This window comes from Cupriavidus sp. F041 (assembly GCF_057814235.1).
Window position 1 is genome coordinate 706,609 of sequence record NZ_JBVASY010000002.1, and the last position, 14,544, is coordinate 721,152.

The following is a 14,544-nucleotide window of genomic DNA, read 5'->3' on the forward strand; positions in this document are numbered from 1 at the left end:
CGGACCGGGCGAGGCGACCTTCATAAACGGATAGGAGTTCAAGCAAACTCTGACGGCTTCGAAGCAGGTATTGCTGGCGGCTGCCGTATGGTTTTCGCTGTCGGGCGCGGCGCTTGCGGCGGTCGATGTGAACACCGCCGATGAAGCCGCACTGGTTTCGCTCAAGGGCATTGGGCCGGCCACGGCCAGCACCATCATCACCGAGCGCACCAGGGGCGGGCCCTTCAAGGATGCTGCGGATCTCGCGGATCGCGTCAAGGGCCTCGGGCAGAAATCGGTCGTGCGTTTGCAGGAGGCCGGCATGACCATTGGCGCCGGCAGCACCGCCGCGCCAAAGGCCGCGGTGGCCGCGGCCCAGAAGGATGGCAAGGCGGAGAAGCCGCCGGTCAAGGCCGCCCGCTAAGACGCCGGCGGGCTCGCGGCCGCGACGCCCGCATCGTCCGTATTTGCGCATCGAAGCCCCGGCCTGGTCCGGGGCTTTTTGCCGCCCGTGCACCGGTACGGACGCCAGACACTGGTATGGCTCGTGCTAGTTCCGCGTGGCTTCGCACGATTGCGGTCGCGCGGTATCATGCGGACGCCGCGGCAGCCTGAGCCGGCTGCGCGGCCAACATAATCCAAATCGAGCCGGACCTGCTCACGCATGCGGGGGCCAGGCCAAAAAAACGGGAGCAGGACAATGGGAAGTAACGAGGATGCGGGATTCCTGCCCAAGTGGCGGCTAAAGACCCACGGCGTGATTGCGCCTGATGAGCGTCTGCCTGCCGGCCAGACGCTCCTGGCGGGGATCCAGCATGTGGTGGCGATGTTCGGCTCGACGGCGATCGCGCCGATCCTGATGGGTTTCAATCCCAATATCGCGATCCTGTTTTCGGGCATCGGTACGCTGATCTTCTTCCTGTGTGTGCGCGGCAGGGTGCCCAGCTACCTGGGCTCCAGCTTTGCCTTTATCGCCGTGGTGATCGCCGCGACCGGCTATGCCGGCAGCGGACCCAATCCCAATATCCCGGTGGCGCTGGGCGGCATCATCGCCGCCGGCGTGCTCTACCTGCTGATCGGGCTGGTGGTGCAGGCGGTGGGATATCGCTGGGTCGAGCGGCTGATGCCGCCTGTGGTGACGGGTGCCATTGTGGCGGCGATCGGCCTGAATCTTGCGCCGGTGGCAGTCAAGGCCGTCAGCGGCGCCGCGCTTGACACCTGGGTGGGGCTGGCCACGGTGCTGGCCGTGGGCACGGTGGCGGTGCATGCGCCAGGCATGTTGCGCCGGCTGCCGGTGCTGGTGGGCGGCTTGTTCGGCTACGTGCTTTACTACATCTGCACCAACGGGCTGGGCATGGGCAAGGCCATCGACTTCTCCGGCGTGGCCGCGGCCAGCTGGTTCGGCCTGCCGGTCTTCACGTCGCCGGTGTTCCAGGCCAGCGCCATGCTGCTGATCGCACCGGTGGCCATCGTGCTGGTGGCGGAAAACCTCGGGCACATCAAGGCGATCAGCGTGATGACCGGCCGCAATCTCGACCCGTACATCGGCCGCGCCTTTATCGGCGATGGCATCGCCACCATCATTTCCGCGGGCGGCGGCGGCACGGGCGTGACCACCTATGCCGAGAACATGGGCGTGATGGCCGTGACCAAGATCTACTCGACGCTGATCTTCGTGGTGGCGGCTGTGGTGGCCTTGGTGCTTGGCTTTTCGCCCAAGTTCGGTGCGCTGATCCTGACCATTCCGGGTCCGGTGATCGGCGGCCTGACCATTGTCGTGTTTGGCCTGATCGCCGCCACCGCGGGGCGCATCTGGGTTGAGAACAGGGTCGATTTCTCCAATTCGCGCAACCTGATCACGGTCGGCGCCACGCTGACCGTGGCGGCTGGCGACCTGACCCTGAAGCTGGGTGGCATGACGCTGGGCGGCATCGGTACCGCCACTTTCGGCGCCATTCTGCTCTACCACCTGCTGGGCAACAGCAGGAACGAAGCCGAGGCGAAGGCCTGAGTGGCCGCGGCGTGGCGGGCTGCGATGTCCGCCACGCCGGCAACGCGGGCTTTAGGACTGGATTACAATAGCCGCCGACATTGGAATCCCGCTCACCATGGCCTACAAGACGATTGAAGACACCATCGGCAATACGCCGCTGGTCCAACTGCAGCGCATCCCCGGTGCCGCCGGCGCTCCGCGCGGCAACGTGATCCTCGGCAAGCTCGAGGGCAACAACCCGGCGGGCTCGGTCAAGGACCGGCCTGCGGTGTCGATGATTGCCCGCGCCGAATCGCGCGGGCGCATCAAGCCGGGCGATACGCTGATCGAAGCTACCTCGGGCAATACCGGCATTGCGCTGGCCATGGCGGCCGCCATTCGCGGCTACAAGATGGTGCTGATCATGCCGGAAGACCTGAGCATGGAGCGGCGCCAGAGCATGGCAGCCTATGGCGCGGAGATTATCCTGACCCCGGTCAAGGGCGGCATGGAATACGCGCGGGACCTCGCCGATTCCATGGAGCGTGATGGCCGCGGCGTGATTCTCGACCAGTTCGCCAACCCCGACAATCCGCTGGCCCACTACGAGACCACCGGTCCGGAGATCTGGCGCGATACCGAAGGGCGCATCACTCACTTCGTTTCCGCCATGGGGACCACCGGCACCATCACCGGCGTGTCGCGCTACCTGAAAGAGCAAAGCGCGGCGGTGCAGATCGTTGGCGCGCAGCCGGCCGAAGGCTCACGCATCCCGGGCATTCGCAAGTGGCCCGAGGCATACATGCCGAAGATCTACGACTCGAAGTATATCGACCGCACTGAGGCGGTGAGTCAGGGCGATGCCGAACACATGGCCCGCCGCATGGCCCGCGAGGAAGGCATCTTTTGCGGGATTTCCGCTGCAGGTGCGTTGTGCGTGGCAGTGCGCATCGCCGAGGAAGTGGAAAACGCGACCATCGTGTTCGTGGTGTGCGATCGCGGCGACCGCTATCTTTCTACCGGGGTGTTCCCGGCCTGAGGCACGTTGTTTCGCGCACCAACAAAAAGGCCCCGCACATCGTTGCGGGGCTTTTTGCTTTTTTTGCGTTTGCGTTTGCGTCTGGCGGGCGGGGCGGCGAGGTCAGCCCATCGCTGCTTTCACGGCCTCGCCCAACTGGTAGACCGCCAGCGCGTAGAAGAAGCTGCGGTTATAGCGCGTCAGCACATAGAAATTGCGCAGGCCGAGCATATAGTCAGTGGTTTCGCCCGGTGTGGGCAGGTCAACCACCAGCACGCCGGTTTCGCCTTCGCGCGCCAGGTTGATCGGCTCGTCCACGCGCAGGCCGGCCTTGAGCAACTGATCGAGCGTGCGGGTGGGCCACGGCTCGCCGTCGGCGGCGGCGGCAGCGATGCCGCGGCTGCCCTCGTCGGCGGCAATGCGCCAGACCACCGGGCGGCCCGGTTCCCAGCCATGCAATTGCAGGAAGCGCGCAACGCTGCCGATCGCGTCGGTGGCGCTGTTGCGCAGGTCGATCTGGCCGTTGCCGTCGTAGTCGATGGCGTACTCGCGCAGGCTGGTCGGCATGAACTGCGGAATGCCGACGGCACCGGCGAAAGAGCCCAGCACCGAGAACACATCGGTATTGGTGTCCCGGCACCACAGCAGGTAATCGGCCAGCTGGTTGCGGAACAGCGTCGTGCGCGCTTCGCGGTTAGGCACGTCGGGATAGTCGAACGCCAGCGTGGAGAGCGAATCGATCACGCGGAAGGTGCCCATGTCGCGGCCATAGATGGTCTCGACGCCGATGATGCCGACGATCACCGAAGCCGGCACGCCGAACTCGGCCTCGGCGCGGCGCAGCGTGTCGCGGTTCTGCTGCCAGAAGCGCACCCCCGCGTTGATGCGGATCGGCTCGATGAAACGGGAGCGGTAGGCGCTCCAGCTTTTGCGCCCCGGCGTGGCGGGCGGCATGATCAGGCGCACTACCGTGGACGAATACACGGCCTGGCCGAACCAGGTTTCCAGGGTCGGGCGAGCAAAGCCGTGGCGCGCCACCATCTCGTCGATAAAGGCGCGGCTCTTGGGGTTGTCACGATAGCGGCCCGGCTCGATCTCTTCTTCGCGCATGCTCACGCGACGCTTGCCGGCGGCTAGCAGGGCGGGGGAGACGCCGCACAAGCTCAATGCGGCAGCGGAAAGTGCGGCGCCCAAAAGCGGGCGGCGCAGGGAGCGCTGGGTGTCGTTCATGGTGTCCTTTGCAAGTGGCCACGAGTATAGCGGATGGTGCCTGTGCGGCACCCCGCTGGGTGGCTGGCGCGGCATGTGCTAACGTAACGAATGGAGACCACGAATAAAGCAATAAGACATGCCCACAGGCTATTACACGCATCCCGAGTTCCTGCTGCATGAGATGGGGCCGTTCCATCCGGAATGCCCGGAACGCCTGCAGGCCATCGAAGACCATTTGATCTCGCACGGCATGGACGGCCTGCTCGACCGGCGCGAGGCGCCCGCCGCGAGCGCCGAGCAGATCGGGCGTGTGCATCGCCCCGAGTACATGGCCTCGCTGGCCGCAGCGAGTCCCGCCAGTGGCTATCACCCCATCGATCCCGATACCCTGATGAACTCGCATACGATGGCTGCCGCCACCCATGCGGCGGGCGCGGCGGTGGCCGCCACCGATGCGGTGATGGCCGGCGAGTTCGAGAGCGCTTTCTGCTGCGTGCGCCCGCCTGGCCACCATGCGGAGCCGGACCGGGCCATGGGTTTCTGCTTCTACAACAACGTGGCGATCGCGGCGCGCCACGCGCTTGCCGCGCATGGCCTCGAACGCGTGGCGATCGTCGATTTCGACGTGCACCACGGCAACGGCACCGAGGCCGCCTTCCGCGGCGAGGAGCGCGTGCTGATGTGCAGTTTCTTCCAGCATCCGTTCTATCCCTACAGCGGTACCGAGCACATTGCCACCAATATGTCCAACATCCCGCTGCCGGCCTATACCAGCGGTATGGCAGTGCGGGAGGTGGTGGAGACGATCTGGCTGCCGCGCCTGAACGAGTTCAAGCCGCAGATGCTCTTTATCTCGGCGGGCTTCGACGCCCATCGCGAGGACGACATGGGCCAGATGGGGCTGGTCGAGCAGGACTACGCCTGGATCACGACCCAACTGGTGGATGTCGCCCGCGCGCATGCGCAAGGCCGCATCGTCAGTTGCCTGGAGGGCGGCTATAACCTGAGCGCGCTCAGCCGCAGTGTGTGTGCGCACCTCAAGGTGCTGCTCGAACGATAGGAGGCCCTTGGATGGCTGAAACCGACAACCGCACTGCAACGCCACTGGTGAGCGAAAGCCTGGACGCACCGGGCGTGCTGCGCCTGACGATGAACCGCCCCGAGGCGTTCAACGCCTTGTCCGAAGACCTGCTGGATGCGCTGTCTGAAGCATTTGCCCGCGCCGGCGCCGACGCCTCGGTCCGGGTGGTGGTGCTGGCCGCCGCCGGCCGGGCATTTTGCGCCGGCCACGACCTGCGGGAGATGCGGGCTGCCCCTTCGCACGACTACTATCGCCGCCTGTTCGATCGCTGCACCCGCATGATGATGGCGATGCAGCAGATGCCGCAGCCGGTGATCGCGCGCGTGCAGGGGATCGCCACGGCTGCCGGCTGCCAGCTGGTGGCGATGTGTGATCTGGCGGTGGCGGCCGATGTGGCGCGCTTCGCGGTGTCCGGTGTCAATCTCGGCTTGTTCTGCGCGACGCCGGGCGTGGCCCTGTCGCGCAACCTGTCGCGCAAGCATGCGATGGAGATGCTGCTGACCGGAGACATGATCGATGCCATGGAGGCCCGGGACCGCGGGCTGGTCAACCGCGTGGTGCCCGCCGACGCCCTCGATGCGGAGGTTGCCCGCCTGGCCGCCAGCATCTGCGCCAAGCCGGCCGCCGCGGTGGCCGCCGGCAAGGGCTTGTTCTACCGCCAACTGGAGATGGGAATCGAGGCGGCCTACCAGCTGGCGGGGCAGACCATGGCGTGCAACATGATGGATCCGGCGGCGCTGGAGGGCGTCCAGGCCTTTATCGACAAGCGTCCGCCGTCCTGGCGTGGCGCATAAACGGCTTTTTTGTGGTCTTTATGCCGTGAGCATATAAAGACATCGGCAAAAAGTCGTTTCTGGTATGAAGCGGATCGCCTAAAATGCGAGCTTCGCCCAAAAAATAAAATGCGGCAGCAGCGCTAGAGAGACGTTCTCGCCTGTTGCCGTTTTCTTTTCACATGATCGAACTGCAAGGTCTTTCGCAACGCTTTCCCGGAGGGTCGGGGGAAGTGCATGCGCTGCGGGACGTCAGCCTGTCCATTGCGGCGGGTGAGGTCTTCGGCATCATCGGTCGTAGCGGCGCTGGCAAGAGCACGCTGGTGCGCGCCATCAACCTGCTCAATCGCCCCAGCGGCGGCCGCGTGATCGTGGCCGGACAGGAGCTGACCGCGCTCGACAGCGGCGCGCTGCGCAAGGCGCGCCGCGACATCGGCATGATCTTCCAGCATTTCAACCTGCTGTCGTCGCGTACCGTCTTTGACAACGTGGCGCTGCCGCTGGAGCTGGCAGGCAAGTCGCGGAGCGAGATCTCCGACACGGTGCTGCCGCTGCTGGAACTGGTTGGCCTGACGGCGCTCAAGGACCGTTATCCCGCCCAGATCAGCGGTGGTCAGAAGCAGCGCGTGGGGATTGCCCGCGCGCTGGCGAGCAAGCCCAAGGTGCTGCTGTCGGACGAGGCTACCTCCGCCCTCGACCCGGAAACCACCCGCGCCATTCTGGAACTGCTCAAGCAGATCAATCGCGAGCTCGGCCTGACCATTGTCATGATCACGCACCAGATGGAAGTGATCAAACAGGTCTGCGACCGCGTGGCCGTGCTCGAGGCCGGGGAGGTGGTGGAAACCGGCCGGGTGATCGATGTGTTCCTGCGTCCGCAACATGAGGTCACGCGCGCCATGATCGGCGACGTGATCGCTCAGGAATTGCCGCCCAGCGTGCTCAAGCGCGTGGAAAGCCGGCTCGGCAACGGGCGCGACCACGTCTACCGCCTGGCGTTCACGGGCGAGGGCGTGGACCAGCCAGTGCTGGCCCAGGCGATCCGCCGCTACGGGCTGGACTTCAATATCCTGCACGGGCATATCGACGAGATCCAGGGCCAAGCCTTCGGTTCGCTGGCCATCATGGCCACCGGCGAACTGGCTGACGTGAAGGCGGCGATGGAATACCTGCAACAGGAAGGCGTAGTGGTGGAGGAGTTCGAGCATGTGGTCTGAAATGTTTGACCTGTTTCTGACCTCATTCAACGAGACGCTGCTGATGGTGGCGATCTCGGGCGTGGTCGGCGCGTTGTTCGGGGTGCCGCTGGGCGTGCTGCTGCACCTGACCAACCGTGGCGGCGTGTTGTCGCATCCGCTGTTCAACCGCACCATCGGCGTGGTGGTCAATGCCGTGCGTTCGATTCCTTTCATCATCCTGCTTGTGGTGGTGATCCCGTTCACGCGCTTTATCGTCGGTTCATCGATCGGCACCACCGCGGCCGTGGTGCCGCTGACGATCGCCGCGATTCCGTTTATCGCGCGCCTGGTGGAAAGCGCGCTGCGCGAGGTGGACAAGGGCCTGGTCGAGGCCGCCCAGTCGATGGGCGCGACCACCGGTCAGATCGTGCTGAAGGTGCTGCTGCCGGAAGCCATGGCTGGCATTGTGGCTGGCCTGACGATCACCTTCGTCAGCCTGGTGGGCTATTCGGCCATGGCCGGCGCCATCGGCGGCGGCGGCCTGGGCGACCTCGGCATCCGCTACGGCTACCAGCGCTACATCACCGAGGTGATGGTGGCGGTGGTGGTGATCCTGATCGTCTTCGTGCAAGCGGTGCAAAGCTTCGGCGACTGGCTGGTGCGTCGCATCAGCCACAAGTAAGCCGGCGTTCCACCCGGCTACATACCAAAACTTAGAGAAATCGAGAAAAAGGAAGTCAATATGCAACGTCGTAACTTGCTGCAATGGATTGTCGGCGCCGCCCTGGGCGCCAGCCTGGCCACTGGCGCCGTGGCGCAGGAAAAGCCGATCAAGATCGGCGTCACCGGCGGCCCCCACGCCCAGATCATGGAGCAGGTGAAGAAGGTCGCGGCCAAGGACGGCCTGAATATCCAGGTGGTGGAATTCAGCGACTACATCCAGCCCAATGCGGCGCTGGCTTCGGGGGACCTGGATGCCAACAGCTACCAGCACCTGCCTTACCTGGAAGCGCAGATCAAGGACCGTGGCTACAAGTTCACCTACATTGCCTTCACGGTGACCTTCCCGATGGGCGTGTACTCCAAGAAGATCAAGTCGCTCGACCAGATCAAGGACGGCGCGCGCGTGGGTGTACCGAACGATCCCACCAACGGCGGCCGCGGCCTGCTGCTGCTGCAAAGCAAGGGGCTGATCAAGCTGCGCGCCGATGCCGGCCTGAAGGCCACGCCGCTGGACATCGTCGCCAACCCGAAAAAGATCAAGATCGTCGAGCTGGATGCCGCCCAGCTGCCGCGCTCGCTGGATGACCTCGACGCCGCCGCCATCAACGGCAATTACGCCGAGTCGGCGGGCCTGTCGCCCACCAAGGATGCCATTGCCATGGAAGGCCCCAAGGGCCCCTATGCCAACCTGATCGCCATCCGCGAAGCCGACAGGAACAAGCCCTGGGTGGCCAAGCTGGTCAAGGCCTACCACTCGCCGGAGATCAAGCAGTACGTCCATAGCACCTTCAAGGATTCGGTGATTACCGCGTGGTAAGTTGAAAAAAGCCTCGAAAATCGTGTAACGCAGGGCATCCTGCGGCACAATGCGGGCAGGTTTTCACATTGCCGGGCTATGCCCGGCAATTCTTTACCGATAAAATAGTACGACCGTTCGAAAAACAAGAGTGCCACCCAGCCGGTGGTTATAATGGCGAGCGAACCAAATTTCTGACTATCGACTATCAGTGGAGTGAGCGCATGAAAGTACTCGTCGCAGTCAAGCGCGTGGTGGATTACAACGTCAAGGTCCGGGTGAAGTCGGACGGCACGGGTGTGGATCTGGCCAACGTCAAGATGAGCATGAACCCGTTTGACGAAATCGCCGTGGAAGAAGCGGTGCGTCTGCGGGAAGCCGGGGTGGTCACCGAGGTGATCGCCGTGTCCTGCGGCGTGGCCCAGTGCCAGGAAACCCTGCGTACCGCGATGGCCATCGGCGCCGACCGCGGCATCCTGGTCGAATCGAACGAAGACCTGCAGCCGCTGGCCGTGGCCAAGCTGCTCAAGGCCCTGGTGGACAAGGAGCAGCCGCAACTGGTGATCCTGGGCAAGCAGGCCATCGACGACGACTCCAACCAGACCGGCCAGATGCTGGCTGCGCTGGCAGGCCTGCCGCAAGCTACCTTCGCCTCGAAGGTGGTGGTGGCTGATGGCAAGGCGTCGGTGACGCGTGAAGTGGACGGCGGTCTGGAGACCCTGTCGATCAAGCTGCCGGCGGTGGTGACCACCGACCTGCGCCTGAACGAGCCGCGCTACGTGACGCTGCCCAACATCATGAAGGCGAAGAAGAAACAGCTCGACATTGTCAAGCCGGAAGATCTCGGCGTGGACGTGGCGCCGCGTCTGAAGACCCTCAAGGTCGTCGAGCCGCCCAAGCGCAGCGCGGGTGTGATGGTGCCGGACGTTGCGACGCTGGTGCAAAAGCTGAAGAACGAAGCCAAGGTCATCTGAGCGCGCCAGGAGATAAAACATGACTGCACTCGTCATTGCTGAACACGACAACCAATCCATCAAGGCCGCCACGCTGAACACCGTGACCGCAGCCGCCCAGTGCGGCGGCGACGTCCACGTGCTGGTGGCTGGCGCCAACGCCGCCGCTGCCGCGGCCGCCGCCGCGAAGATCGCCGGCGTGTCCAAGGTACTGCTGGCCGACGCCCCGTATTTCGGCGACGGCCTGGCCGAGAACGTGGCCGAGCAAGCGCTGGCCATCGCCAACGACTACAGCCACATCCTGGCGCCCGCCACCCCGTACGGCAAGAACATCCTGCCGCGCGTGGCCGCAAGGCTGGACGTGGCCCAGCTGTCGGACATCACCAAGGTCGACAGCCCGGATACCTTCGAGCGCCCGATCTACGCCGGCAACGCGATCTCGACCGTCCAATCGGCGGACAAGGTCAAGGTCATCACCGTGCGCGGCACCGGCTTTGACGCCGCCGCCGCCGAAGGTGGTTCGGCCGCCGTGGAGAACCTGCCGGCCGTGGCCGATGTCGGCATCTCGCAATTCGTATCGCGCGAAGTCACCAAGAGCGACCGCCCCGAGCTGACCGCCGCCAAGATCATCGTGTCCGGTGGCCGTGGCGTGGGTTCCGGCGAGAACTACACCAAGGTGCTGACGCCGCTGGCCGACAAGCTGAACGCCGCGATGGGCGCTTCCCGCGCGGCTGTGGACGCCGGCTTCGTGCCCAACGATTATCAGGTCGGCCAGACCGGCAAGATCGTCGCGCCGCAGCTGTATATCGCCATCGGTATCTCCGGCGCGATCCAGCATCTGGCCGGCATGAAGGACTCCAAGGTGATCGTGGCGATCAACAAGGACGCCGAAGCACCGATCTTCTCGGTGGCCGACTACGGCCTGGTGGGCGATCTGAACACCGTGGTGCCCGAACTGGTGGCAGCGCTGGGCTGATCCCCGCAGCCCGGCGCGGCGTTCGACACGCCGGGTTCGATCAGGAAGTACTAGCCGTTCCGGGCCTGCCCGAGAACGGCTTTTTTATACATATCCGGAGACATCGATGACCTATCGTGCCCCGCTCAAGGACATGCTGTTCGTGATGAACGAACTGGCCGGCCTTGACGCTGTCAGCCAGTTGCCCGGCTTCGAGGACGCCACGCCCGAGACGGCGCAGGCGGTGCTCGATGAGGCCGCCAAGTTCAACGAACAGGTGCTGGCGCCGCTCAACCGCATCGGCGACACCGATCCCAGCAGCTGGAAGGACGGCGTGGTCACCACTACGCCCGGTTTCAAGGACGCCTTCCGCCAGTTCGGCGAAGGCGGCTGGCAGGGCGTGCTGCATCCGCAGGAATTCGGCGGCCAGGGCTTGCCCAAGCTGATCGCCACCGCCTGCAACGAGATGCTGAACTCGGCGAACCTGTCGTTCGCGCTGTGCCCTCTGCTGACTGACGGCGCCATCGAAGCCCTGCTGACCGCGGGCAGCGATGCGCAGAAGGCCACCTTCCTGCCCAGGCTGATCTCCGGCGAATGGACCGGCACCATGAACCTGACCGAGCCGCAGGCCGGCTCGGACCTGGCGGCCGTGCGCACGCGCGCCGAGCCGCAGGGTGACGGTACCTACAAGGTGTTCGGCACCAAGATCTTCATCACCTACGGCGAACACGACATGGCGAAGAACATCGTCCATCTCGTGCTGGCGCGCACGCCGACGGCACCCGAGGGCGTCAAGGGCATCTCGCTGTTCATAGTGCCCAAGTTCCTGGTGAACGAAGACGGCTCGCTGGGCGCGCGCAACGATGCGCACTGCGTGTCGATCGAACACAAGCTGGGCATCAAGGCCAGCCCCACCGCCGTGCTGCAGTTCGGCGACCACGGCGGCGCCATCGGCACGCTGGTGGGCGAGGAGAATCGCGGCCTGGAATACATGTTCATCATGATGAACTCGGCGCGTTTCTCGGTCGGCATGCAGGGTATCGCTGTCTCCGAACGCGCCTACCAGCAGGCGGTAGCCTTTGCGCGCGAACGCGTGCAAAGCCGGCCGGTCGACGGCTCGGCCCGCGAGGCGGTGGCCATCATCCATCACCCCGACGTCAAGCGCATGCTGATGACCATGCGCTCGCTGATCGAAGGCGCGCGCGCGGTGGCCTACGTGGCCGCGGCGGCATGCGATACGGCGCACCAGCATCCGGACGAAGCGGTGCGCAAGCAGAACCAGGCCTTCTACGAGTTCATGGTGCCCATCGTCAAGGGCTGGAGCACCGAGCTGTCGATCGACGTCACCAGCCTTGGCGTGCAGGTGCACGGCGGCATGGGCTTCATCGAGGAGACCGGCGCGGCGCAGCACTATCGCGATGCCCGCATCCTGCCGATCTACGAAGGCACGACCGCGATCCAGGCCAACGACCTGGTCGGCCGCAAGACGGTGCGCGACGGCGGCGCCGTGGCGCGCGGCATCTGCGCGCAGATCGCCGAAACCGAGGCGGCGCTGGGCAAGCATGGCGGCGCGGCTTTCTCCGCGGTGCAGGCGCAACTGGCCAAGGGGCGCGAGGCGCTGGAGGCGGTGGTGGCGTTCGTGGTGGCCAATGCCAAGTCGGATCCGAATGCCGTGTTCGCCGGCAGCGTGCCTTACCTGAAGCTCTGCGGCATCGTGTTCTCGGGCTGGCAGCTAGGGCGTGCGATGCTGGCCGCGGATGCGAAGCGTGGCGAGGATCCTTCCTTCAACGATGCCAAGATCGCGACCGCGCATTTCTTCGCGGAGCACATCCTGTCGCAGGCGTCGGCCTTGCGCGATGCCGTCGTGGCAGGCGCGGTGCCGGTCAATGCGTTGAGCGAAGCGCAGTTCTGAGATCGCACGGTGGCAGGCAAAAAAAGGGCGGCCCCGCGGGACCGCCCTTTTCAGTTCTGGCGGATCAGGCCACCGCAGGACGGTGCGCGGCGCGAGTACCCGGGCGCTTGAGATAACGCGCGACAGAGAGGTCGTCGGCGCGGATCGCCGGCGAAGTACCGGACACCAGGTCCGACAACAGCTGGCCAGAACCGCAAGCCATGGTCCAGCCCAGCGTGCCATGGCCGGTATTGAGCCAGAGACCCTTGAGCGGCGTGGGGCCGACGATGGGCGTGCCGTCCGGCGTCATCGGGCGCAAACCGGTCCAGAAGCTGGCGCGGCTGACGTCGCCGGCGCCGGGGAACAGGTCGGTCACCACATGTTCCAGGGTGCGGCGCTTGGCCGGGTCGAGCGTGCGGTCGTAGCCGACGATCTGGGCCATGCCGCCGACGCGAATGCGATCGTCGAAGCGCGTGATCGCAACCTTGTAGGTTTCGTCGAGTACCGTGGAGACGGGGCTGCGGTCCGCATCGGTCATCGGCACCGTCAGGGAGAAGCCCTTGAGCGGATAGACCGGCAGGTTCGACAGACCCGGCAGGAAGTTCTTCACGAACTGCGTCGACCAGCTGCCCAGGGCCACCACCACCAGGTCCGCCGTGACGGGCTCGCCGCCGATCATGGCGCCGGTGACGGCATCGCCCCGGGTCAGCAGGCCGTCGATGGAGCGGTTGTATTGGAACTGTACGCCCAGGCCTTCGGCCATCGCCGCCAGTTTCTGGGTGAACAGCTGGCAGTCGCCGGTTTCATCGTTGGGTAGCCGCAGGCCGCCGCTCAGCTTGTGGCTGACGGCGGCCAGGGCTGGCTCGCTGGCGGCGAGTTCTTCGCGCGATAGCAACTGGTAGGGCACGCCGGCTTGCTCCAGCACCGCAATGTCCTTGGCCGCGCCGTCGAGCTGCTCGTCGGTGCGGAAGATCTGCAGGGTGCCTTGCTGGCGGCCTTCGTAGGCGATGCCGGTATCGGCTCGCAGGGTGCGGATGCAGTCTCGGCTGTACTCGGCCAGCCGCACCATGCGTTCCTTGTTGACGGCATAGCGGTCGGCGGTACAGTTCATCAGCATCTGCCATATCCACTGCAGCTGGAACAGGGAGCCGTCCGGGCGAATGGTGAGCGGCGCGTGCTCCTGGAACATCCATTTGATGGCTTTGAGCGGTACGCCAGGCGCTGCCCACGGCGACGCGTAACCCGGCGAGATCTGGCCTGCGTTGGCAAAACTGGTGCCAAGCGCAGGCGCCGCCTCGCGGTCGATCACGGTGACATCATGGCCGGCACGGGCCAGGTACCAGGCGCTGGTCACGCCAATTACGCCACTGCCAAGAACGAGAACGCGCATAGTTGGGGGCTCACAACCAAGAAATAATGTGGATAGAGTATTTATCTCTATACTATTGAAATATGTGCAGTCATAGTTGTCGTAATTTTCAAGGAAACAGGAAGAACTAATGAGAACAAGTCGCCAGCCCGTGCGCAGCCTGGACCGGCTGGACCGCAAGATCCTGGCCTTGCTCCAGGCGGACGGCCGCATGTCGATGAAAGAGCTGGCGGAAGCGGTTGGCCTGACCATCACGCCGTGCATCGAGCGGGTCAAGCGCATGGAGCGCGACGGCGTCATCATGGGCTACTACGCCCGCCTGAATCCCGTGCTGCTTGGCAGTGGCCTGCTGGTGTTCGTGGAGATTTCACTTGGCAACAAGTCGGGCAATATGTTCGAGCAGTTCCGCCGCGAGGTGTTGCGTATTCCCGAGGTGCTGGAGTGTCACCTTGTATCGGGCGATTTCGACTATCTGATCAAGGCCCGCATCCGCGAGATCGGCGAGTATCGCCGGCTACTGGGCGACATCCTGCTGCAGTTGCCCGGTGCCGCGCAGTCCAAGAGCTACGTGGTGATGGAGGAGATCAAGGAGACGCTGGCGATCTCGGTCGACGATAAGGCGTCGCACGCCTGAGACCCTGCCG

General features: G+C 64.9%; 14 protein-coding genes. 12 read left to right on the forward strand and 2 right to left on the reverse strand.

Annotated elements, in window-relative coordinates; genetic code table 11:
* The first annotated feature begins 70 nt into the window (after positions 1-70).
* The 3 genes from ACZY0R_RS20325 (at position 71) to cysM (ending at position 2,990) form a co-directional block, all read left to right on the forward strand.
* Positions 71-403, forward strand: coding sequence for a ComEA family DNA-binding protein (locus ACZY0R_RS20325; protein WP_488860734.1), 333 nt, complete (start codon positions 71-73; stop codon positions 401-403).
* A 276-nt stretch (positions 404-679) separates the two neighbouring features.
* On the forward strand, positions 680-1,990 hold the full coding sequence (locus ACZY0R_RS20330) for a solute carrier family 23 protein (protein WP_488860736.1): 1,311 nt from the start codon (positions 680-682) through the stop codon (positions 1,988-1,990).
* A gap of 97 nt (positions 1,991-2,087) precedes the next feature.
* Positions 2,088-2,990 (forward strand): cysteine synthase CysM, encoded by a 903-nt coding sequence (gene cysM, locus ACZY0R_RS20335; RefSeq protein WP_035858835.1) that lies wholly within the window; start codon positions 2,088-2,090, stop codon positions 2,988-2,990.
* Between the two features lie 102 nt (positions 2,991-3,092).
* On the opposite strand, the gene mltB is transcribed toward cysM, so the two are convergent.
* Positions 3,093-4,199, reverse strand: a complete 1,107-nt coding sequence (gene mltB, locus ACZY0R_RS20340; protein WP_488860738.1) for a lytic murein transglycosylase B — start codon at positions 4,197-4,199, stop codon at positions 3,093-3,095.
* Between the two features lie 118 nt (positions 4,200-4,317).
* Between mltB and ACZY0R_RS20345 the strand changes: the two genes are divergently transcribed.
* The 8 genes from ACZY0R_RS20345 (at position 4,318) to ACZY0R_RS20380 (ending at position 12,552) form a co-directional block, all read left to right on the forward strand.
* The gene (locus ACZY0R_RS20345; RefSeq protein WP_276287265.1) at positions 4,318-5,241 is read left to right on the forward strand and encodes a histone deacetylase family protein; all 924 of its coding nucleotides are present in this window, start codon (positions 4,318-4,320) and stop codon (positions 5,239-5,241) included.
* An 11-nt stretch (positions 5,242-5,252) separates the two neighbouring features.
* Positions 5,253-6,056: an enoyl-CoA hydratase gene (locus ACZY0R_RS20350; RefSeq protein WP_488860740.1), complete on the forward strand. Its 804-nt coding sequence runs from the start codon at positions 5,253-5,255 to the stop codon at positions 6,054-6,056.
* Between the two features lie 161 nt (positions 6,057-6,217).
* Entirely contained in the window at positions 6,218-7,252 is a 1,035-nt protein-coding gene (locus tag ACZY0R_RS20355; RefSeq protein ID WP_488860742.1) for a methionine ABC transporter ATP-binding protein, read from the forward strand.
* On the forward strand, positions 7,242-7,895 hold the full coding sequence (locus ACZY0R_RS20360) for a methionine ABC transporter permease (protein WP_488860743.1): 654 nt from the start codon (positions 7,242-7,244) through the stop codon (positions 7,893-7,895). Before ACZY0R_RS20355 ends, ACZY0R_RS20360 begins: the two co-directional genes overlap by 11 nt.
* 60 nt (positions 7,896-7,955) lie before the next feature.
* Positions 7,956-8,753: a MetQ/NlpA family ABC transporter substrate-binding protein gene (locus tag ACZY0R_RS20365; protein WP_488860745.1), complete on the forward strand. Its 798-nt coding sequence runs from the start codon at positions 7,956-7,958 to the stop codon at positions 8,751-8,753.
* A 203-nt stretch (positions 8,754-8,956) separates the two neighbouring features.
* Complete coding sequence (locus ACZY0R_RS20370) at positions 8,957-9,706, forward strand: electron transfer flavoprotein subunit beta/FixA family protein (RefSeq protein WP_045238007.1); 750 nt, start codon at positions 8,957-8,959, stop codon at positions 9,704-9,706.
* Between the two features lie 19 nt (positions 9,707-9,725).
* Positions 9,726-10,661 carry an electron transfer flavoprotein subunit alpha/FixB family protein gene (locus ACZY0R_RS20375; protein WP_035858830.1) on the forward strand — a complete coding sequence of 312 codons (936 nt, stop codon included), beginning with the start codon at positions 9,726-9,728 and terminating at the stop codon, positions 10,659-10,661.
* A gap of 106 nt (positions 10,662-10,767) precedes the next feature.
* Entirely contained in the window at positions 10,768-12,552 is a 1,785-nt protein-coding gene (locus ACZY0R_RS20380) for an acyl-CoA dehydrogenase (RefSeq protein WP_488860748.1), read from the forward strand.
* Between the two features lie 64 nt (positions 12,553-12,616).
* On the opposite strand, the gene ACZY0R_RS20385 is transcribed toward ACZY0R_RS20380, so the two are convergent.
* Complete coding sequence (locus tag ACZY0R_RS20385) at positions 12,617-13,921, reverse strand: D-amino acid dehydrogenase (protein ID WP_488860750.1); 1,305 nt, start codon at positions 13,919-13,921, stop codon at positions 12,617-12,619.
* Positions 13,922-14,030: 109 nt separating this feature from the next.
* Here ACZY0R_RS20385 and ACZY0R_RS20390 point away from each other — a divergent pair, with 109 nt between their 5' ends.
* Entirely contained in the window at positions 14,031-14,534 is a 504-nt protein-coding gene (locus tag ACZY0R_RS20390; protein WP_488860752.1) for an Lrp/AsnC ligand binding domain-containing protein, read from the forward strand.
* Positions 14,535-14,544: the final 10 nt, after the last annotated feature.